This window comes from Paraburkholderia phenoliruptrix (genome assembly GCF_047325075.1).
In the GTDB taxonomy this organism is placed as follows: Bacteria; Pseudomonadota; Gammaproteobacteria; order Burkholderiales; family Burkholderiaceae; genus Paraburkholderia; species Paraburkholderia phenoliruptrix.
Genome location: NZ_CP168530.1, coordinates 1,497,335 through 1,517,413, shown reverse-complemented (window position 1 = coordinate 1,517,413; position 20,079 = coordinate 1,497,335). Strand labels below are relative to the sequence as shown.

16 protein-coding genes are annotated in these 20,079 nt (G+C 65.5%); 6 read left to right on the top strand and 10 right to left on the bottom strand.

The genetic code is table 11. The annotated features are described in order from the left end of the window. Window positions 1-4 precede the first annotated feature (4 nt). The 5 genes from ACEN8U_RS06765 to ACEN8U_RS06745 all read right to left on the bottom strand — a co-directional run bounded on the left by ACEN8U_RS06765 (window position 5) and on the right by ACEN8U_RS06745 (window position 5,920). On the bottom strand, window positions 5-784 hold the full coding sequence (locus tag ACEN8U_RS06765) for a hypothetical protein (RefSeq protein WP_310107479.1): 780 nt from the start codon (window positions 782-784) through the stop codon (window positions 5-7). A 146-nt stretch (window positions 785-930) separates the two neighbouring features. Next, window positions 931-2,301 carry a sigma-54 dependent transcriptional regulator gene (locus tag ACEN8U_RS06760; RefSeq protein WP_310107477.1) on the bottom strand — a complete coding sequence of 457 codons (1,371 nt, stop codon included), beginning with the start codon at window positions 2,299-2,301 and terminating at the stop codon, window positions 931-933. Continuing rightward, complete coding sequence (locus ACEN8U_RS06755) at window positions 2,286-3,770, bottom strand: HAMP domain-containing sensor histidine kinase (protein ID WP_310107475.1); 1,485 nt, start codon at window positions 3,768-3,770, stop codon at window positions 2,286-2,288. The genes ACEN8U_RS06760 and ACEN8U_RS06755 overlap by 16 nt, the downstream gene beginning before the upstream one ends. A 133-nt stretch (window positions 3,771-3,903) precedes the next feature. Then, a complete protein-coding gene (locus ACEN8U_RS06750; RefSeq protein WP_310107473.1) occupies window positions 3,904-5,181 on the bottom strand; it encodes an ATP-binding protein in 1,278 nt (425 codons plus the stop codon). Further along, window positions 5,165-5,920 (bottom strand): response regulator, encoded by a 756-nt coding sequence (locus ACEN8U_RS06745; RefSeq protein ID WP_310108059.1) that lies wholly within the window; start codon window positions 5,918-5,920, stop codon window positions 5,165-5,167. Before ACEN8U_RS06745 ends, ACEN8U_RS06750 begins: the two co-directional genes overlap by 17 nt. A 326-nt stretch (window positions 5,921-6,246) precedes the next feature. Here ACEN8U_RS06745 and ACEN8U_RS06740 point away from each other — a divergent pair, with 326 nt between their 5' ends. From ACEN8U_RS06740 to ACEN8U_RS06730, 3 genes are read left to right on the top strand one after another with little or no spacing between them, the layout of a single operon-like run. After that, window positions 6,247-7,503: an efflux RND transporter periplasmic adaptor subunit gene (locus ACEN8U_RS06740; protein WP_310107471.1), complete on the top strand. Its 1,257-nt coding sequence runs from the start codon at window positions 6,247-6,249 to the stop codon at window positions 7,501-7,503. A gap of 12 nt (window positions 7,504-7,515) precedes the next feature. Further along, a complete protein-coding gene (locus ACEN8U_RS06735; RefSeq protein ID WP_310107470.1) occupies window positions 7,516-10,704 on the top strand; it encodes an efflux RND transporter permease subunit in 3,189 nt (1,062 codons plus the stop codon). Then, entirely contained in the window at window positions 10,701-12,122 is a 1,422-nt protein-coding gene (locus ACEN8U_RS06730) for an efflux transporter outer membrane subunit (protein WP_310107469.1), read from the top strand. The genes ACEN8U_RS06735 and ACEN8U_RS06730 overlap by 4 nt, the downstream gene beginning before the upstream one ends. Before the next feature lie 80 nt (window positions 12,123-12,202). On the opposite strand, the gene ACEN8U_RS06725 is transcribed toward ACEN8U_RS06730, so the two are convergent. Further along, window positions 12,203-12,343, bottom strand: coding sequence for a hypothetical protein (locus tag ACEN8U_RS06725; protein ID WP_310108057.1), 141 nt, complete (start codon window positions 12,341-12,343; stop codon window positions 12,203-12,205). A gap of 120 nt (window positions 12,344-12,463) precedes the next feature. On the opposite strand from ACEN8U_RS06725, the gene ACEN8U_RS06720 reads away from it, so the two are divergent. The 3 genes from ACEN8U_RS06720 (at window position 12,464) to ACEN8U_RS06710 (ending at window position 15,465) form a co-directional block, all read left to right on the top strand. After that, a complete protein-coding gene (locus tag ACEN8U_RS06720; protein ID WP_310107466.1) occupies window positions 12,464-13,261 on the top strand; it encodes a PadR family transcriptional regulator in 798 nt (265 codons plus the stop codon). Window positions 13,262-13,336: 75 nt separating this feature from the next. Then, entirely contained in the window at window positions 13,337-14,161 is an 825-nt protein-coding gene (locus tag ACEN8U_RS06715) for a siderophore-interacting protein (RefSeq protein ID WP_310107464.1), read from the top strand. A 35-nt stretch (window positions 14,162-14,196) separates the two neighbouring features. Next, on the top strand, window positions 14,197-15,465 hold the full coding sequence (locus ACEN8U_RS06710) for an MFS transporter (protein WP_310107462.1): 1,269 nt from the start codon (window positions 14,197-14,199) through the stop codon (window positions 15,463-15,465). A 69-nt stretch (window positions 15,466-15,534) separates the two neighbouring features. Here the strand turns inward: ACEN8U_RS06710 and ACEN8U_RS06705 are convergent, their stop codons facing one another. The 4 genes from ACEN8U_RS06705 to ACEN8U_RS06690 are packed head-to-tail and all read right to left on the bottom strand — an operon-like array spanning window position 15,535 to window position 19,991. After that, a complete protein-coding gene (locus ACEN8U_RS06705; RefSeq protein ID WP_310107460.1) occupies window positions 15,535-16,695 on the bottom strand; it encodes an enoyl-CoA hydratase/isomerase family protein in 1,161 nt (386 codons plus the stop codon). Beyond that, window positions 16,692-17,540, bottom strand: coding sequence for an enoyl-CoA hydratase (locus ACEN8U_RS06700; RefSeq protein ID WP_310107458.1), 849 nt, complete (start codon window positions 17,538-17,540; stop codon window positions 16,692-16,694). Before ACEN8U_RS06700 ends, ACEN8U_RS06705 begins: the two co-directional genes overlap by 4 nt. Continuing rightward, a complete protein-coding gene (mmsB, locus tag ACEN8U_RS06695) occupies window positions 17,537-18,454 on the bottom strand; it encodes a 3-hydroxyisobutyrate dehydrogenase (protein ID WP_310107457.1) in 918 nt (305 codons plus the stop codon). Before mmsB ends, ACEN8U_RS06700 begins: the two co-directional genes overlap by 4 nt. 28 nt (window positions 18,455-18,482) lie before the next feature. Beyond that, window positions 18,483-19,991, bottom strand: a complete 1,509-nt coding sequence (locus ACEN8U_RS06690; protein WP_310107454.1) for a CoA-acylating methylmalonate-semialdehyde dehydrogenase — start codon at window positions 19,989-19,991, stop codon at window positions 18,483-18,485. Window positions 19,992-20,079 lie beyond the last annotated feature (88 nt).

The following is a 20,079-nucleotide window of genomic DNA, read 5'->3' as shown; positions in this document are numbered from 1 at the left end:
TGCCTCAATGCATCTGCGGCATGGGCGGCATGGGCGCGTTCCGCTCGTAGAGCGGAGTCAGATTGCCCGGCGAGCCGAAGGCGGTCGCCTGAAGCGCGGTGCCGTATTGATTGCGCGTGCCGTAGCCTTGCGCCGATACGGTCGCCCCCGTCCGCACCAGGGCCGCAAACTGTTGAGCCACGGGCGGGGTGAGTTTGATCACCGTGCCGTCGGAGAGGATCACGCCATCGGGTTCGCCGCGCGGTGCGGTCGTAATGTGCGCGACCTGTCCTTGCGCGCTCAGGCGCGAGAGTCCTCCTTCGCGCGCGGCGCGCGGCATCGGCTGTACGCCGCGCATCGGCGGCTCGTCGATCACCTGCCGGCCCGTCTGTGTGTCGGTGATGCGTCGAGCCGCCAGGCCGCCACCTTCCTCACGTCTGCCGCTCACTTCTACGAGGTCACCGCGACGAACTGCCGAAGTCAGTTGCGCGCTCATATGCGGAGGAAAGCGCACGAGGGTACCGTCGTCGGTGATGAAGCCATCGACGTCGCCATCCGGATTCGTGAGGAAACGCACGACGGTGCCGCGCGTGATCGCGACCGAAGCCGCGTCGGCAAGCGCACGCGGCTCTGCGCCTTGCGGCGGCGCAGGCAGCGGCGTTGCGGAGAGGGAAGGCAGCGGAGGATCTGTGCCGACGGCCGGCGGTGTCGGCGTTGCAGCGGATTGTGCTGCGCAGACGGCGTTCGCTGTAAGCAAGGCCGCGAGCACGGCGATTCGCAAGCTGGCATATCGGGTCGATTGCATGATTCACTCCTTTTGCGTAGCGAGGAATTATCTGCAAGGCGTATGCCAATCTGGAAACGCCGGCGGCTCGACGCATTGCGCGACCACGCCGTGTGGAAGTGTCAAAGTACCGGACGGCACATGTCCAATTCCGGACGGTGCGCGCTTCAGACGGAGGCGTCGGACATGCCCAGCGACGCCATGCGCGTGTAGAGCGACTGGCGGCTGATGCCGAGCCGCCGCGCCGCCTCGGCGCGATTGCCGCCCGATGCCGACAGCGCATGAACAATCAGCGCGCGCTCCAGTTGCGCCACCGCTTGCGGCAGCGGAAGCTCGAGCAGCGCCGGGGGAATCGGGTCATCCGCGCTGTCGCGCGTCGCGGACAGAAACGCGAAATCGTCACGCGTGAGCACCTGGGCCGGCGCAAGCGCGCTCGCCCGCTCGATCGCATTGGCCAACTCCCGGACGTTGCCGGGCCAGGCGAAGGTGGCGAGCAGGCGCTGCGCATCGGCTGAAAGATGTTTGCGCGCGGGATCGACCGATGCACTCGCAAGGAAGTGCTCGGCGAGCGGCAGGATATCGGCCACGCGCTCGCGCAGCGGCGGCATATGCAGCGGAATGACGTTGAGACGAAACAGCAGGTCTTGCCGGAACGTCCCGGCCGCGACCATCGAAGCGAGATCGCGATGCGTGGCGGCGACGACACGCACATCGACCGTTACGATCCGGTTCGTGCCGAGCGGAGTGACTTGCCGCTCCTGAAGCACGCGCAGGAGCTTCGCTTGCATGGGAAGCGACATATCGCCGACTTCATCCAGAAAGAGCGTGCCGCCATGCGCTTCCTCGACGCGCCCTCGCCTGTCGCCCTGTGCGCCCGTGAATGCGCCTTTGCCGTGTCCGAAGAGTTCGCTCTCGAGCAGGTCGTCGGGAATGGCGGCGCAGTTCACCGCGACGAAGGGACCGCTCGCGCGCGCCGACGCACGATGCAGCACCCGCGCCGCAATTTCCTTACCGGTCCCCGTTTCACCGGTGATCAGCACGGTCGAACCCCCACCCGCCGCGCGGCCGAGGCGCTTCTGCACCTCACGCATGGTCTCGCTCACGCCGAGCAGCTGCGGCTCATCGGCTCGTGCCTCGTCGGGGAACACGCGTGCGGCGGGCGCGTCGGCCTGGGCCGACAGAATGCGCTTGAGCAGCGCGGCGATCTCGTCCCGTCCGACCGGCTTGGTGAGGTGCTCGAAAGCGCCGAGCCGCATTGCCCCGATGGTGTTGTCGCTTGTCGCGTGCGCGGTGAGCATCACGACCGGTACGCTCTGTAGCCCCGGCGTTTTGCGCAGCGTTTCCAGCACGGCGAGGCCGTCAGCGCCCGGCAAGCGGAAGTCGAGAAAGATGCAGTCGGGCGCGGCACGCCCGCGCAACTGCTCGAACGCGTCATCGCCGGACCGGGCTTCGGACGGCGAGTAGCCGAGGTCCTGCACGGTTTCCGCAAGGCCTTCGCGGAACGCGTCGTCGTCATCGATGATCAGGATGGTCGCCATGGCAAGTCGATCACAAAGCGTGTCACGTTCGAATCTTCCGCAAGGTAGGCGCGCCCACCATGCGCCGACGCAATCTCGCGGACGACGGCAAGACCGAGACCCGATCCCTCGGGACGGCCCGTCACGAAGGGCTCGAAGATCCGCTCGCGCTCGGCCGGCCCCACGCCGGCACCATTATCGATGACTTCGAGCCTGAGCCGTTCACCTCCCTGCGCGACGGCGCAATACGCGCGGACCGTCACGTTCCCGCCTGACGGCGCGTGCCTGAGCGCGTTCACAAGAAGGTTGTCGAGCGCACGTGCCATCTGCGCGGGATCGAAAACGGGCCGCGTCGGATTCTGCGCAACTTCCGCGCCGAGCGTGACATGTCTACTTTCAGCGCGCGATTCGTGCGTATGAACGATATCGTCGAGCCACGCGCGCAGATCGACCTCGCATGGGCGGACCGTCACCGATTGTGTCAGCGCCAGCAGGCTCGTCACTTGCAGCTCGATGCGCGCCACCTGCTCGATGATGGTCCTCAACGCGGCTTCGCGGCGTGCGCCGTCACCCGCCAGCGCGTTCTCGGCCTTGAGCCGCATCGCGCCCGCCGGATTGCGAATCTCATGCGCGATTTGCGCCGCCATCTTCCCCAACGTGCTGAACCGCTCGGCCTCTGCGAGTTGCCGGTTCAGCGCGTTGGCATCGTGCTTGAGTCGCTCCGCACGCTCTCCGTAGCGGTTAAGCGCATCGACGATCTGGTCGAGATCGCGTTCGCCGAAGCGCTCAAGCCGCTTGCCGCGCTCGAATCCACCGTCAGGTGCGAGCGCATGTTCGAGCCGCGCGAGGCTCTGTCGCCATCGCTTGAGCGTCAGCGCCAGAAACAGCGCCATCATGACGATGACGGCGAGCACACCGGCCAGGATGGCGGCGGCGCGCTCGCCGTAGGGTCCAAGCGGCGGTCGGGCGCGCGTCAACGTCCAGGCGAGCAGGTCCGCGTGATGCGGGACCGGACAGGCGACCGCGAGCACGGCGTCCGTCCCGCTCAGCACTGTCTCTGACTGCAACTGCCGGGTACTGAAAGCGCTCTTCAGTGCACGGAGAATAAGTGGCGTCTCGGCTTCAGGAACATCGCGTTTAACGCCGCTGCCTCCATAGGTAGGAAATGCGTACGCAACAAAGCCGCTCGACGCATTCGAAGGCGGTTGACTGGTCCAGAAGCCGCCTTCTACACCGTCGGTCTGGAGCAGCACAAGATCGAGCACCGCGTGCATCAGATCGACGTTGGTTTCGCCGGAGCGCCGCATCGACAGGTCGTAGCGCGATGCAACCGCGGTGCAAGCGGCCGCCGCTTGCTGCCTGGCGGTGACGACGCGCTCGCTCAGCGCCGACGACAACATGAGCCACACGGCAACACTCAGCAAACCGCACAGCACGGCGATGAGAATCCAGAGCGTGAGAAGCTGAGTGGAAAACGAGGGTCTCGGCATTGAAGATCATGAACGAACGGAGACGGCGGAGTGTAAAGCAAGTCTCCTGCCAGGCACACGGCGCATTGGAGTGGAGAGTATGTCACCTGGCGATGACGGGACCGCGTCCTGAGATGACTCCGTGTGCCGCGCTTCATCGTGCGGCAATGTGCTTCGGAAAGCTCATCGCGACGACGAACCCACCGTCGGCAGCGTTGGAAAGCTGCAGCGCGCCGCCGTGATGGCGGACGAGGCGGCGCACGATGGCGAGACCCAGCCCGCTGTGCATGGTGCCACCGCGCGCGGAATCGAGCCGGACGAACGGACGCAGCACCCGGTCGAGGTCCGGCTCGGACACGCCAGGTCCGTGGTCGCGCACGACGAGTTCGTAATACCCGTCATGCGCTCGCGTGACGAGCTCCACGGGCGGCTCGCCGTAGGTCAGCGCGTTCTCGACGAGGTTCGACAGAATGCGGTCTATATCCACGATGGGCAGCATGAAATCCCCCCCGGCGCGCAGATCGAGCGTCACGAGCGCGTCGGTGTCCGCTGCGCCGCTGGGACTCAGTGCGTCGGTGTAATCGCGGCGACAGTAAGCGTCCACGCTCGTCATGGGCGAGCTTTCCGGACTCTCGCGTGCAAAGTCCAGAAACTGCGTGATGACGCGCGACATGGAGTCCGTGTCGCGCAGAAAGCCGTCGCGATCTTCGGGATCGGTCAGCAGGTCTGCGCGCACCTGCATGCGCGTGAGCGGTGTACGCAGGTCGTGCGCGATGCTGGCGAGCATCACGGCGCGCTCCCGCTCGGCGTCGGCCAGTTCGCGGGTCATGTCGTTGAAGTCGCCGATCAGCTCGCGCACCTCACGCGGTCCCCGCTTGCGCACGATGCTTGCGTGGTGCCCGGTTCGGTGCTCGCGCGCGGCGGCGGCGAGGTCGCGCACCGTCCCGTTGAATCGCCATGCAAGTACGACGGCGACTACTATGGCAAACGCCAGTGTCAAGGCAAGGGCTCCCGTGAAGCGGCTCAGCGGCACCTCTGCCTGCGGCAGCACGATACCGCGCATGCTGTCCGCGGGAAGCACCCGCAGCGTCCCCTGGTCGTCCATCGCCACGTGGGTGCCGGGCGGCAGCACGTGCCGCAGTTGCCATTCGATGGGCCCGCCCGTGTCGCCGCGGAAGCGCTGGGCCTCGGCCGCCGGCAGTTGCTTCAGGTCCACGAACGAAATACCGAGGATGTTCGCCACGGACCGCGCGCCTGCGCTGTCCTGCTGGACCATGCTGGCGCCCGCCTCCACGACGCGCGCAATATGGAAGGCGGCGAGGCTCGCGCGGGTTTGCTCAATCAACAGCAGCGACGTGAGGTGAACCAGCACGAGCAGGCTTACCGTGGCGACGACGAGCCGGCCAAACATCGAATCAAGCGGATTCTTCATCGGCCGCGCCGTCCGGAATGAACATATAGCCGACGCCGCGCATGGTTTGCAGCCGTCGGGGATTGGACGGGTCGTCCTCGATCAGGCGGCGCAGGCGCCATACCGGCACGTCGATGCCGCGCTCGGTGACTTCGGCATCCGGGCCGTGCAGCAGCTCAATCAGCCGCGTGCGCGAAAGCGTCTCTCTGGAGTGCAAGGCCAGCACCTCGAGCAGCGCATACTCCCCGCCCGTGAGCTTCACGGGGGTGCCTTCGCATCGCAGCGTGCGGGTTGAAAAATCCAGTTCGAAACGACCGAACCGGCAAGGGGCGCGCTTCTTCTGTACCACCGTGGTTTGCTGCGGACCGTGGCGGCGCAGCACCGCGCGAATCCGCGCGAGCAGCTCCTGCGGCATGAACGGCTTGCCGAGATAGTCGTCCGCCCCGAGTTCCAGCCCCAGCACGCGCTCCACGCCTTCGGCCCGCGCGGTCAGCATGATGACCGGAATCGTGTCGCCGCTCGCGCGCAGCTGCTTGAGCGCGGTGAGGCCGTCTACGCCCGGCATCATGAGGTCCAGCACGATGACGGACGGCCGCTCGCGCTGCAGCCGCCGCGCGAGATTCACAGCGTCGTGCAGAACGGAGAACGCGATGCCGCGCTGCTGGAAAAACTTGCGCAACAGGTCGCGCAGTTCGGCGTCGTCATCGACGAGCAGGACTTGCAGGGCGGCGTCGGACAGGGCGGGTGCTTGCACTTCCATCGTTCGAAGAGAGGTGAGGACGCGGTAATCGTAGCCCAAGGAGAACCCGATTGGCTTTCTGAATATTACTGGGAGTTGCGCTCGCTAACGAAAGCGGCACAACGCTCCGGCCACGGGGATGTTGGGTGCGCCGAAAGCCCGATTCTCTTTCTTCTCTTTCGCCTGTCTTGGCGCGTAACTGGACAGTAAGTTTCCGTAAGCACGAAAACCTCCGCCCTCGGTAGCGTTACGCCTTGCCCAGCACCGGTTCCGCTCTGCTGCTACTGAAGCGTCCGGTGCCGTCCCGTTCTCGCATCGCGCCGTCGCGATGTCCAAACAGGTCAAAGATGAAGACGCCCATCCTTCAGAACCACCCGCACCACCCTATGACGTGCAGGCCGCGCCAGCTGTTTGCTGCACTCTCGATACTCGCCATAGTCGGCATCGCCGGCTGTAACCGGCAAACAGGCGGACCGCCGGGCGGACTGGCCGCGCAAACGGCCCAGGTGGGCGTGCTCACGCTCGCGCCGCAGCACATCGTCGAGACCACCGAACTCTCCGGTCGCCTCTCATCACAGAAGGTCTCGGACGTTCGCCCGCAGGTGAGCGGCATCGTCCTCAAGCGCCTGTTCGTGGAAGGCAGCGACGTCACCGCGGGCCAGGTGCTCTATCAGATCGACCCGGCCACCTATCAGGCCGCCTACAACCAGGCGCGCGGCACGCTCGAAAACGCCCGCGCCACGCTGGCTTCGGCGAAGACGAAGGCGGACCGCTACACGGAACTCGTGAAGATCAACGCCGTGAGCAAGCAGGACTACGACGATGCCGTCGCCGCCGTTCGCGAAAACGCGGCCAGTGTCACGGCCGACGAGGCATCGCTCGAATCGTCGCGCGTGAACCTCGAATACACACGCGTGCGGGCGCCGATTTCAGGGCGCATCGGCGCATCCACTGTGACCGAAGGTGCGCTCGTGACCTCCGATCAGACCACCGCGCTCGCCACCATCCAGGCGTTCGACCGGATGTACCTCGACGTCACACGGCCCAGCAGCGAATGGCTGAAGCTGCGCAAGGCCTTCGCTTCCGGGCGCCTGAAGAAGACGGGCAGCGACAGCGCCGCCGTCACGCTCGTGATGGAAGACGGCACCGAATACGCCCACCCCGGCGCGCTGCAGTTCTCCGGCGTCACGGTGGACGCCACCACGGGTTCGGTCACGCTGCGCAGCACGTTTCCCAACCCCGAACGGGAATTGCTGCCCGGCATGTTCGTGCGCGCCCGCCTCGTAGAAGGCAAGAACGACAACGCGATACTCGTGCCGCAGATGGCGGTCACGCGCGCGTCCGACGGCAAGGCGAGCGTCTACGTGGTGGATGCGGCCGGCAACGCGCAGCAGGTGCAGGTAACAGCCGACAACGCGTTCCGGGACCAATGGATCGTGACCTCGGGTCTGCACGCCGGGGACCGCGTGATCGTGAGCGGTCTGCAGAGCGTGCATGCAGGCGCGCCGGTCAAGGTGGCCGCCGATACGTCGCAGAGGCAGGTGGATGCGGCATCGGGGACATCCGCGACAGACACGGCCTCGACCGTGTCGGCACAACGCTAGGCGGAGAACGGCATGGCAGAGTTCTTCATCAGGCGTCCGATCCTCGCGTGGGTCATGGCCATCGTCATCATGCTGGTGGGTGCGGCGGCGGTCACGAGCCTTCCCGTAGAGCAGTACCCCACCATCGCGCCGCCCTCGGTGCAGATCACGGCCACCTACCCCGGCGCCTCGGCCGATACCATCGCGGCCACCGTCACCCAGGTGATCGAGCAGAAGCTGAGCGGCATCGACAACGTGCTGTACATGTCGTCCACGAGCAGTTCCGCAGGGCAGGCCACCATCACCTTGACGTTCAACCCCGGCACGAATCCCGACATCGCGCAGGTGCAGGTTCAGAACAAAGTGTCGCAGGCCACGCCCACGCTGCCCCAAACGGTGCAGGAGCAAGGCGTTCAGGTGGCGAAGGCGTCGACGAACTTCCTCATGATCGTCGCGCTCTCGTCGCCGGCCGGCACCTGGAACTCGGTGGATCTCGGCAACATCATCGCGAGCCAGATCGAGGACCCGCTCTCGCAGCTCAACGGCGTGGGCGACGTGACGCTGTTCGGCGCGCAGCACGCCATGCGCGTCTGGCTGAATCCGGTGAAGCTGCGCAGCGTCGGCCTCACGGCTTCGGACGTGACCACGGCCATTACGAACCAGAATGTCGAGCTCTCCACGGGCCAGGTGGGCGGCGCGCCTGCCACGGATTCGCAGGCCATCAACGCCACCATCCGCTCGTCCAGCCTGCTCACCACGGCTGATCAGTTCGCCAACATCCTGCTACGCGTGAACAGCGACGGCTCGGGTGTGCTGCTCAAGGACGTGGCGCGCGTCGAGGTGGGCGGCGACAGCTACGAAACCTCGTCTCGCCTCAACGGCAAACCCGCCGCGGCGCTCGCCGTCAAGCTTGCGACCGGCGCGAACGCGCTCGAAGCGGCCAAAGCGGTGCGTGCGAAGCTCGCCGAACTCCAGCCGCAACTGCCGAAGGACGTCGCGATCAGTTATCCGTACGACACCACGCCATTCGTGCGCATTTCGATCGAAGAGGTCGTGAAGACGCTGTTCGAAGCGGTCGTGCTGGTGTTTCTCGTGATGTATCTGTTCCTGCAGAACGTGCGCGCCACGCTGATTCCCACCATCGTGGTGCCGGTCGCGCTGCTGGGCACATTCGGCGTGATGTCGATGATCGGTTTCTCGATCAACGTGCTTTCCATGTTCGCCATGGTGCTCGCCATCGGCCTGCTCGTGGACGATGCGATCGTGGTGGTGGAGAACGTCGAGCGCATCATGAGCGAGGAGAAGCTCGAACCGAAGGAAGCCACGCGCAAGGCGATGGGCCAGATCACGGGCGCGCTGATCGGCGTGACCACGGTGCTCACCGCCGTGTTCATTCCAATGGCGTTCTTCTCGGGCTCGACCGGCGCGATCTACCGGCAGTTCTCCATCACGATCGTGTCCGCGATGCTGCTGTCGGTCGTGCTCGCGCTCACGCTCACGCCGGCCCTGTGCGCCACGCTCCTCAAGCGCGCCGACGTGGAGCACCACGAGAAGCGTGGCTTCTTCGGCTGGTTCAATCGCTGGTTTGCGAAAGGCAACGCGGGCTACAGTTCGTCGCTCGCCCGCGTGGTGGCCCGGCCTGCGCGGTACATGCTGGTCTACGGCGTGATCGCCGGCATCGTGGCGTTGCTCTACGTCACGCTGCCCTCCTCGTTCCTGCCCGACGAGGACCAGGGCTACTTCATCGTATCGATCAGCACGCCAGCGGGCACGCCGGCATCGCGCACGCTGAAGACGGTGCAGGCCGTGGAGCAGTACGTGCTGAAGGACGAGCCGGGCGTGAAGCAGGTAATCGCCATCAACGGCTTCAGCTTCAACGGGCAAGGGCAGAACAACGCCATCGCGTTCGTGAGCCTCAAGGACTGGAGCCAGCGCAGCGCGCGTGACAGCGCGCAGGCCATCATCGCGCGCGCCAACCAGCATTTCGCGGGGAATCGCGATGCGCGCATCTTCGTGCTGAATCCGCCCGCCATTCAGGAACTCGGCACGCAAAGCGGTCTCGACTTCGAGATCGAAGACCGCGGCGGCGCGGGTCACGACAAGCTGCTCGCCGCGCGCAACCAGTTTCTCGGCATGGCGTCGAAGGAACCGACGCTCGCGATGGTCCGCCCTTCCGGCCTTGAAGACACGCCGCAGCTGCAGGTGGACATCGACCGCAAAAAGGCCAATGCGCTGGGGCTGTCCGTGTCCGACGTCAACGACACGCTGCAGACCGCGTTCGGCTCGTCCTACGTGAACAACTACATCGACACGGGACGCGTACAGAAGGTCTATGTGCAGTCCGACGCGCCGTATCGCATGATGCCCACCGACCTGGGCGACTGGTATGTGAAAGCGACCAGCAGTTCGTCGTCCTCATCGTCTACGAGCACGAGCACGAGCACCACAGGCTACGACTCCACGATGGTGCCCTTCTCGTCGTTCGCAAAAAGCCACTGGACGTTCGGGCCGCCGCAGATCGAGCGTTACAACCGGCGGTTGGCCATGGGCATTTCGGCCTCCACGCGGCCCGGTGTGAGCACCGGCGAGGCCATGAACGCGGTCGAGCAGCTCACGCACAAACTGCCGCCCGGCTTCGCTCTGGAATGGACAGGACAATCGTACCAGGAGAAGCAGGCGGGCTCTCAGGCCACGACGCTCTATGCGATCTCGCTCATCGTCGTTTTCCTGTGCCTCGCGGGTCTCTACGAAAGCTGGTCGATTCCGCTCGCGGTGCTGCTCGTCGTGCCGCTCGGCGTGCTCGGTGCGGTGCTTGCCGCGCATGGGCGCGGACTTTCGAACGACATCTACTTCAAGGTGGGACTGCTGGCCACCATCGGGCTTTCCACGAAGAACGCCATTCTGATCGTCGAGTTCGCGAAGGATCTGCAGGCGCAGGGGTACAGCCTCGTGGACGCCGTACTTGAAGCCGCCCACATGCGGCTGCGGCCCATTCTCATGACCTCGCTCGCGTTTGTGTTCGGCGTGCTGCCGCTCGTCATCAGCACGGGTGCCGGCGCCGGTGCACGCCACGCCATCGGCACGGGTGTGACAGGCGGCATGATCGCGGCCACGGTGCTCGCCATCTTCTTCGTACCGGTCTTCTTCGTCGTGGTGCGCAGACTGTTCAAGGAACACGGTCACGCCACGCACTCTGCCAACATCAACGAGGGCAACGCATGAAACGCACACTGATCGCCCTTCTATGTGCGGCCGCACTGGCAGGCTGCACGCTCGACCCGACGTACCAGCGCCCGGCCGCGCCGGTCGACAGCACCTGGTCCGCCGCGCCGGCGCAGCCGAAGGCGGCGCAGACCACCGCGGCGGCGCCGCTGGCTGCCGACCTCGGCTGGCGCGACTTTTTCAAGGACCCGCGCCTGCAAAAACTGATCGAACTCGCGCTTGCGAACAACCGCGACATGCGCGTGGCCGCGCTCAATGTGGCGGAGTACGAAGCGCAGTACCGCATTGCGCGCGCCAACATCGGACCGACCATCAGCGCATCGGGCTCGGTCACGCGCGAACGCGTGGAAGGCTCCACGAGCGCATACAGCTCAAGCAGCGCGAGCGTAGGCCTCACGTCGTGGGAGATCGATTTTTTCGGCCGCCTGCGCAGCCTGAAGCGTCAGGCACTGGAGCAATACCTGGCGACGGACGCGGCGCGCACGAGCACGCAGATCAGCCTGATCGCGACGGTCGCCACCGACTATCTGCAACTGCTCTCCGACGAAGCTTCGTTGCAGATCGCGCAAAACACCGTGGATGCGGACCGGCACACCTACGAGCTCACGGTGAGCATGATGAAGATGGGCAGCGCGTCGCTGCAGGACGTGCGCCAGGCCGAAAGCTCGCTGGCGAGCGCGCGCTCGAGCCTCGCCTCGTACACGCGTGCGGTGGCGCAGGACCGCAACAACCTGGTGGCCGAAATCGGCGCGCCGCTGCCCGACGATCTGCCCCAGTACCCTTCGCTGATGGAAAGCGAAAACACGTTCGCGGACATCGGCGAAGGCGTGCCGTCGGATCTGCTCACGCGCCGACCCGACATCGTCGAAGCCGAGCACACGCTGAAGGCCGCCAACGCCAACATCGGCGCGGCGCGCGCCGCGTTCCTTCCGAAGATCGAACTGACGGCTTCTGCGGGCACCACAAGCGGCAGCCTCTCGAACCTCTTCAAGGCGGGCACCGGCGCGTGGACGTTTGCGCCGTCCATCTCTGTTCCTATCTTCGACTTCGGCTACAACCGCGCCACGCTGGACGTGGCGAAAGTCGAAAAGGACATCGACATCGCCAACTACGAAAAGGCCATCCAGACGGCGTTCAAGGAAGTGTCGAATGCGCTCGCGGGACGCACGACGTACGTCACGCAGGTGATCGCAGACCGTGATTATGTGAACTCCGCGCAGCAGTACTACGACCTCGCGCAGGCACGCTACCACAGCGGCACCGACAGCTTCCTCGCCCTGCTGGACGCGCAACGCACGCTCTACACCGCGCAACAGCAACTGGTCACGGACATGCTCGCCAAACAGTCCAACCTGATCACGCTGTACAAGGTGCTGGGCGGCGGCTGGAGCGAAACCGGCGCGGTGGCGCAGCGGTAGTCAGGCGTGTCACCTGGGGGTCGTTTTTCCGCTGGAAACGGCCCCTCTCGTTCTGTCCACATTTGTCGCCCTTCGCTTTTTCAGAACGACGCGGCGATCTGTGCCTGAAGGATGAGGCTGTTGCGCGTGCGGTTACGTACAGCGGTTTCCGTATATGCGTTAAGCCACCGTGCGCGGGTTCGAGTCATCTGCCAGAAGAGTCCCGGACCGACGCCGAGCACCTGCTCACGGCTGGCCACGGACGTACCGTTGATGCGGTTGTCCGCAAAAAACAGTTTGACAAACTATCTTTAGATATATATCTTACGACACATCTTAAGACACACATGGAGGGACGCATCATGCGTCATCACCACCGCTTTGCCGGGCGGCACGCCGCAGATCGCCCGTTTGACTCCCCCTTCGAGCGCCCCTCGCTCCACGCGCTCTGGCATGTGTTGACCCGTCACCATTCAGCTCGCGACGAAGGCGCGGAAAGCGTCCACCGCTTCTCCGCGCATGCGCTCTGGCACGCAATCGGCCGCCATCATGAGCATCGCGGCGGGCGCGGTCCTTTCGGCGGCGGGCCGGGCGGTTTCGGCGGCGACGGCGACGGCTTTCCCCGCGGCCGCAAATTCAGCTCCGATGACCTGCAACTGCTGCTGCTCTCGCTGATCGACGCGCAACCGAGCCACGGCTACGAGCTCATCAAGGCGCTGCAAACGCGCTCGAACGGCTTCTACAGCCCGAGCCCCGGCATGGTGTACCCGGCGCTGACCTATCTGGAAGAGCTCGGCTACGTCACCGTGCAGCTCGAAGGCAACCGCAAGCGCTATGAACTCGCACAGGCGGGTCGCGAATATCTCGCGGCCAATCGCGAGCGCGTCGAGTTGATGCTGGCGAGGCTCAGCCACATCGCGCGCAAGATGGATTCGGTGCGCCGCGCATTTGCCGGCGAAGAGCCGGCCGACATCAGCGAGGGCGGCTGGCTGCCCGAGCTGAACCAGGCGCGCCGCGCGCTGAAAAATGCGCTGCTGCGCCGTGACAACGCGTCGGCTGAAGAGCAGCGCCGCATCGCCGCGATCCTCATGCGAGCCGCACAGGAAATCGAAGGCGAACAGAATCCAGGCGGTCCTAACGATAAAGAGGCCGCCACCTGAACTGGCCGCTGCCGGCGCTTTGCGCGCCTCACACCAAATCCATACGGCCAACGAACCGACAGGAGTAGCGTCTTCATGCCGACTCAGGAAAATCGACTCGACCTCGCCGTGCAACGCGTGCGGCATCCGCCGAAATTCCGCCTGCTGCAAGTGAGAAAAGTGCAGCCGCTCACACCGCATCTGATCCGCGTGACCTTGACCGGCGAGGACCTGCACGACTTCGTGTCCGCCTCATTCGACGACCACATCAAGGTGTTCTTCCCGGAGCCCGGCGCCGACAAGCCGGTCCTGCCGCAAGCGGGCCCCGAGGGTCCCGTGTTTCCCGAAGGACGCCGACCGGTCGCGCGCGATTTCACGCCGCGCCGCTTCGACCGCGAGGCGCGCGAGCTCGACATCGAATTCGCCATGCACGATGCCGGCCCCGCGGCGACGTGGGCCGCGCAGGCGCAAACCGGCCAGTATCTCGGCATAGGCGGGCCGCGCGGTTCGCTCGTGATCCCCACCGCTTTCGACTGGCACTTGCTGATCGGCGACGACACCGCGTTGCCCGCCATCGCGCGCCGCCTCGAGGAGCTGCCGGCCGGCAAGCGCGTAGCGGCTGTGATCGAGGTAGCCGATCCGTCGGCGCGCATCGAGTTCAAGACGCAGGCGGAGCTGCATCTCGTGTGGAGTTACCGCAGCGAAGGCGGCACGCGCGGCGAGGCCTTGCTGCAAGCGGTCCGCGCAACCTGCCTGCCGCAAGACGGCGAAGGCTATGTGTGGGCCGCGGGCGAATCCGCGACGATTCGCGCCGTTCGCTATCACCTGTGCACGGAACGCGGCGTCGACAAATCGCGCATTCGCGCGGCGAGCTACTGGAAACAGGGCGCCGTGGCCGTGCATGAAACGCTCGACGACTGAGCGCCACGCCCAAAACAACAACAAGGAATCTGCCGATGTATTCACTCGACGCAAACCATGAGCGCCGTCTGCTCTGGCTGCTTGCGCTAACCCAGTTCACCATCATCATGGACTTCATGGTGATGATGCCGCTCGGTCCTCAGATCATGCATTCGTTCGGCATTACGCCTGCCGAGTTTGCAACGGCCGTGTCGGCGTATTCGTGGTGCTCGGGCTTGTCGGGCCTGTTCGCGGCCACCTATATCGACCGCTTCGACAGGCGCCGTCTTCTGCTCGCCATGTATGCGCTCTTCGCGTTGTCGAACCTCGCGTGCGCGCTCGCAAACAGCTTCCACCTGCTGCTCGCCGCGCGCGCGTTCGCGGGCATCACGGGCGGCGTGCTGGCCTCGGTCATCATGGCCATCGTGGCGGACGTGATTCCGGTGCAACGGCGAGGGGCCGCCACCGGCACCATCATGACCGCCTTCTCGCTTGCCGCGATCGCGGGCGTGCCGGCCGGCGTCATGTTGGGCGCGCATTTCGGCTGGGCCGCGCCATTTCTGCTGCTCGTCGCACTGTCGGGCGCGATCTGGCTGGCCGGCTGGCGACTCGTGCCGTCGCTCGCCGGGCATCTGAGCCGGCGTCAGCCGCCGCTCGTGGAAGTGCTGCCGGACTTGATGCGGCTTCTCTGCGACCCACGGCATCTGGCCGCCTTTGCGCTGACTTTCGTGATGATGGTCGCGCACATGCTCGTCATTCCGTTTATCTCGCCAGTACTGGTAGCCAACCACGGCGTCGCGCCCGAGCAGTTGTCGTGGCTGTACATGGCCGGCGGCGCGGCAACGTTCTTCACTTCGCGCCGCGTCGGCAAGCTCGCGGACCGCTTCGGCCCGCGGCGCGTGTTCCGGATCACGGCGCTGCTTGCCTGCCTGCCGGTACTGTTCGTGACGCACTTGCCGGATCTGCCGTTTTACGCGCTGCTGCTGTTCTTTCCCGTCTTCATGGTCCTCATGTCCGCACGGATGGTGCCGATGCAGGCCCTGCTGACCACCGTGCCGCAGCCCGATCGGCGAGGTGCGTTCCTCAGCGCAAACAGCGCGCTGCAGGCATTGGGCACAGGCTGCGGCGCGTGGTTCGGCGGCCTGATGCTCGGTAATGCTTCTGACGGCCGGATTCTCGGATATGGAACCGTCGGCTGGGTCTCGGTGGCGGTCGCGCTTGCCGGCGTTCTATGGATCTCGCGCGTGCGAAGCGCGCAGGCACCGCAAAACCAAGCGCCTGCGCCGGCTATCGTGCACGGCGATGCGGTGGCCGGGGAAGGCTGACCGGGAATGCAATGAGCGGGCGCGGGTTTCGCCCGCCCCTCCCGCCCCGCTTTACTTCCGTTACTTCACTTACTTCACTTCCGCGCCCAGATCCGCCAGCGGATGCGCCTCCCGCTTCCACGGCGAAGTCAGAAAATGCCTGACGCGCTCGGGCCGCACTTCCGCCAGCGTGGCCGGCGCCCAGCGTCCCTTGCGGTCCTTGTCGATCAATTGCGCCCGCACGCCTTCGCAGAAATCGCCCTCTTCGATCGCCCGTTTGACGATGCCCAGTTCCATCCTGAAGCACTCGGCGAGTGTCATCTGGCGGCCGCGCAAGAGCGCCTCGCGCGTCACGTAAAGCATGGTGGGCGAATGGGCCGCGAGTGCATCGCACGTGGACTGCAGCCACTGCCTCGCTTCGCGCGGCGGGTCGCGTTCGAGATCCTGCCGCAACGTCGCCATGATTCTGTCGACGCCGGAACGCCGGTCGAAATGCCGCAACACCCGTTGCGTCAACGGCGCCAACGCGGCGTGCGGCACGATGTTGCACGGCGGCTCGAACACGCCGCGCAATGCGCTCATAAGATCGCCGTCGTGCGACATGCGCCGCAAGCGCTCTTCCGAAGACGCAAGCCAGTCGGCCGGCACGCACAGATCGGCGAGCTGCAGGCGCAACGCGTCGGCGCCCGACAATGTTGCGCCCGTCAGACCGACATACAACTCGAACTCCACGGGCATGACCGAAAGAAAGCGGGTCGCGCCGACGTCCGGCAGGAAGCCGATGCGCGTCTCCGGCATCGCGATCCTGCTGCGCTCGGTCACGATGCGCAGCCGCGCCGCCTGCCCGAGTCCCATGCCGCCGCCCATCGCGATGCCGTCGAGCACCGCGACCACCGGCTTCGGAAAAGTGTGCAGCGCGTAATCCAGCCGGTATTCGTCGACGAAAAACGCGAGCCAGCGGTTATCGCCGTTCGTCGCGAGGCGATGCACCTCGCGCACATCGCCGCCCGCACAAAAGCCCTTGTTTCCAGCACCTTTCAGCACGAGCGCGACAATGCCGTCGTCATGTCGGCAATGCTCGAGCAGTACCGCGAGCTCGCGAATCATCGCGTGGGACAGCGCATTGAGCGCAGCCGGCCGGTTCAGCGTGATGATCGCGACGCGGTTGACCACGCGAAACAGGATCTCGCGTTCTGCTTCGACCGGCGCTTCGGGCATAAACTCGGGCAAGACGCTTTGTAAAGCGCTCATCGTTCGGTCTCCTCATGTTCGGCCCGCGGGGCGCTCGTGGTGTTCTGAGCGTTCGCGGCCTCGCCGTCCTGCATAACCTGCCAGCGCGGCGCGCGTTTTTCGAGGAACGCATTGACGCCTTCGCGCTGATCGGCCCCGTCGAACAGATCGACGAAACGCTCGCGTTCCAGTGCAAGCGCGGCCGAGCGCGGCACGCCGTGACGCGCCTGATGTATCAACGTCTTGCTGAAGCCCACGGCCTGCGGACTCAGCGTCGCGACGCGCGCCGCCATGGCGAGCGCGGCTTCGCGCGCGGCGCCCTTTTCCACCACCTCCTCGACGAGACCGATACGCAGCGCGGTGGCCGCATCTACCCGTTCGCCCGTGAGAATCATGCGTTTCGCCCAGCCTTCGCCGACGAGCCACGGCAGCGTCTGCGTGCCGCAACCGCAGGGCAGGAGGCCGACCGCGGTCTCGGGCAGCGCCATCACCGCGTGCTGTTCGGCAATCCGGATATCACATGCCAGTGCGCATTCGAGCCCGCCGCCCATCGCATAGCCGTTGATCGCGGCGATCACCACGGGCCGCGCGTTCTGCAACGCTTCGAAGGCCGCGCCGAAGCGCGCTGCCGCGACACGTGCGACTTCGCGGTTGCCGTCGGCGAAAGTATTCAGGTCCGCGCCTGCGCTGAAGAACTTCGGACCCTCGCCGGTGACGACGATGGCGCGAACCCGCGCCTCGCCGTTCAGGCGCGAAACCGTCTGCTGCAAGTGCAGCAAGCCTTCCGGCGTAAAGGCATTGGCGGGCGGGCGGCTCAGTGTGAGTTGCGCCACTGCTCCGCCGTGCGCGTAGTCGAGTTCGATCATCGCGCGTCTCCGTTGCCGCTGCCCTGCCCGCGGTCGTCACGATAGAGCTTGATGACTGCGGAAAAGTCCAGACGTCCTGCGCCTTTTGCGCTCATCGTCTGATAGAGCTGCTGGGCGAGCGCTCCGAGGTACACGGGCTGACGCGCGAGCTTCGCGGCGTCCGTGGCGAGTCCCAGATCCTTCAGCATGAGGTCCGTGCCGAAGCCGCCCGTATAACCGCGCGACGCCGGCGCGCCGTCTATCACGCCCGGCATCGGGTTATAGGTGTCCGAGCTCCAGCAGCGCCCCGTCGACGTATTGATGATGCCGCCGAGCACCTTCACGTCGATGCCGAGCGCTTCGCCGAGCGACATGGCTTCGGCCACGCCCGCCATCGTGATGCCGAGCACAAGGTTGTTGCAGATCTTCGCGACCTGGCCCGTGCCCGTGTCGCCGCAATGCACGATGTTCTTCCCCATCGCCGACAGCACCGGCTTCACCTGCTCATATGTGCTCGCGCTGCCGCCCACCATGAAGGTCAGCGTGCCCGCTGCGGCGCCGCCCGTGCCGCCGGACACGGGCGCATCGACAAACGTATTGCCGCGCTGCGAGGCGAGTGCGGCGAACGCTTTGACGCTGGCCGGATCGATCGTGCTCGAATCCACGATGACGACGCCTTTGGGAATGCCGGCCAGCACGCCGTCTTCTGCGGTCAGAACGCTGTGCACATGCGCCGCCGCGGGTAGCATCGTGATCACGCATTCGACATCGCTCGCCGCCGCTTTCGGCGACGCAGCGGCCTTCGCGCCCGCCTCGACGAGCGTCTGCACGGCGTGGGTATTCAGGTCGAAAACGTTGACCGCATGGCCCGCTTTCAGCAGGTTGTGCGCCATCGGCGCGCCCATGTTGCCGAGTCCGATAAAGCCAATCTTCATGATGCCGCCTCCATGGTTGCGGGCTCGTTCAGCGCAGGCTGATGGTCGTGTTCACACCGTCGTTGACTGTGTCGTCGTCGAACCAGCGTGCGGTGACCGTCTTGGTTTGCGTGTAGAACTGCACGACCTGCTTGCCGTACGGGCCCAGGTCGCCGAGCTTCGAACCGCGCGAACCCGTGAAGCTGAAAAACGGCACGGGCACCGGAATCGGAATGTTGATGCCGACCTGGCCGACGTCGATCTCGCTCTGGAATTTGCGCGCCGCCGCGCCGCTTTGCGTGAAGAGCCCGACGCCGTTGCCGAACGGATTGCGATTGACGAGCGCGATCGCGTCGTCGAGCGTCGCGGCATTGAGCACGAGCAGCACCGGCCCGAAAATCTCGGTGCGATAGATCTCCATCTCCGTGCTGACGTCCGTGAAAATCGTCGGACCGATGAAATTGCCTTCCTCGTAGCCCGGCACCTTCACGTCGCGGCCGTCCAGTGCGAGCGTGGCGCCTTCTTTCACGCCCGCTTCGATCAGCCCCAGAATGCGCGCTTTCGCGGCGCGCGAGACAACCGGGCCGATATCCGTGTTCGGCTCGTGGCCCGCGTTGACCTTGAGCGTGCGCGCCTTCGCGACCAGATCGGGCAGCCACTGCTGCGCCGCGCCCACCAGCACGACCACCGACGTCGCCATGCAACGCTGCCCCGCCGCGCCGAAACCGGCGCCCGCGAGCGCATTCAAGGTCTGCTCGCGATTCGCATCGGGCAGCACGACGGCGTGATTCTTCGCGCCCATCATCGACTGCACGCGCTTGCCGTGCTCACTGCCTAAGCGGTATACGTGCGTGCCGACCGCCGTGGAGCCGACGAACGAGATCGCCTTCACCAGTTCATGCGTGCACAGCGCGTCGACCACGTCCTTGCCGCCGTGCACCACGTTCAGCACGCCCTTGGGCACGCCCGCCTCGAGTGCCAGCTCGACCAGTTGCATGGTCGACATCGGGTCCTGCTCGGAAGGCTTCAGCACGAAGGTATTGCCGCAAACAATCGCCATCGGAAACATCCACAGCGGGATCATGGCGGGGAAGTTGAACGGCGTGATGCCCGCGCATACGCCAAGCGGCTGACGCAGCGTGTAGGTATCCACACCGCCCGCGACGTTTTCGGTGAATTCGCCTTGCTGCAAGGTGCCGATCGAGCACGCATGCTCGACCACTTCGAGTCCACGAAACACGTCGCCTTCGGCATCCGCGATCGTCTTGCCCTGCTCGGCGCTCAGCGTCTTCGCAATGCGCGGCATGTGCTCGCGAACCAGCGCCTGGTACTTGAGCATGATGCGCATGCGCGCGCCGATGGGCGTGTCTTTCCACGTGCTGAACGCGGCATGCGCCGAGCGGATCGCTTCGTTGACTTCGTCGGCGGTTGCAAAGGGCACACGCGCCAGCACCTGTTGCGTCGCCGGATTGATAATGTCGCGCCATTCGGTGGTTTTCGATTCGACGAACTCGCCGTTGATCAGCAGCTTCACGGTGTTCGAGGCCATTGCGTTCATGCGGTGAACTCCTGTTGTACCTGAAATGGATCTGTACCGGGCCTCGGCCCGGACAGCGATTCTGGACAAAAATGCACGAGGCGACGCG

Excerpts from the sequence above, each read along its gene's own strand:
- ACEN8U_RS06690 (WP_310107454.1), bottom strand. The coding sequence starts at position 19,991 with ATGAACGCAATGGCCTCGAACACCGTGAAGCTGCTGATCAACGGCGAG.
- ACEN8U_RS06705 (WP_310107460.1), bottom strand. The coding sequence starts at position 16,695 with ATGAGCGCTTTACAAAGCGTCTTGCCCGAGTTTATGCCCGAAGCGCCG.
- ACEN8U_RS06755 (WP_310107475.1), bottom strand. The coding sequence starts at position 3,770 with ATGCCGAGACCCTCGTTTTCCACTCAGCTTCTCACGCTCTGGATTCTC.
- ACEN8U_RS06735 (WP_310107470.1), top strand. The coding sequence starts at position 7,516 with ATGGCAGAGTTCTTCATCAGGCGTCCGATCCTCGCGTGGGTCATGGCC.
- ACEN8U_RS06750 (WP_310107473.1), bottom strand. The coding sequence starts at position 5,181 with ATGAAGAATCCGCTTGATTCGATGTTTGGCCGGCTCGTCGTCGCCACG.
- ACEN8U_RS06740 (WP_310107471.1), top strand. The coding sequence starts at position 6,247 with ATGAAGACGCCCATCCTTCAGAACCACCCGCACCACCCTATGACGTGC.
- ACEN8U_RS06715 (WP_310107464.1), top strand. The coding sequence starts at position 13,337 with ATGCCGACTCAGGAAAATCGACTCGACCTCGCCGTGCAACGCGTGCGG.
- ACEN8U_RS06760 (WP_310107477.1), bottom strand. The coding sequence starts at position 2,301 with ATGGCGACCATCCTGATCATCGATGACGACGACGCGTTCCGCGAAGGC.
- ACEN8U_RS06730 (WP_310107469.1), top strand. The coding sequence starts at position 10,701 with ATGAAACGCACACTGATCGCCCTTCTATGTGCGGCCGCACTGGCAGGC.
- mmsB (WP_310107457.1), bottom strand. The coding sequence starts at position 18,454 with ATGAAGATTGGCTTTATCGGACTCGGCAACATGGGCGCGCCGATGGCG.
- ACEN8U_RS06700 (WP_310107458.1), bottom strand. The coding sequence starts at position 17,540 with ATGATCGAACTCGACTACGCGCACGGCGGAGCAGTGGCGCAACTCACA.
- ACEN8U_RS06745 (WP_310108059.1), bottom strand. The coding sequence starts at position 5,920 with ATGGAAGTGCAAGCACCCGCCCTGTCCGACGCCGCCCTGCAAGTCCTG.
- ACEN8U_RS06765 (WP_310107479.1), bottom strand. The coding sequence starts at position 784 with ATGCAATCGACCCGATATGCCAGCTTGCGAATCGCCGTGCTCGCGGCC.
- ACEN8U_RS06720 (WP_310107466.1), top strand. The coding sequence starts at position 12,464 with ATGCGTCATCACCACCGCTTTGCCGGGCGGCACGCCGCAGATCGCCCG.
- ACEN8U_RS06710 (WP_310107462.1), top strand. The coding sequence starts at position 14,197 with ATGTATTCACTCGACGCAAACCATGAGCGCCGTCTGCTCTGGCTGCTT.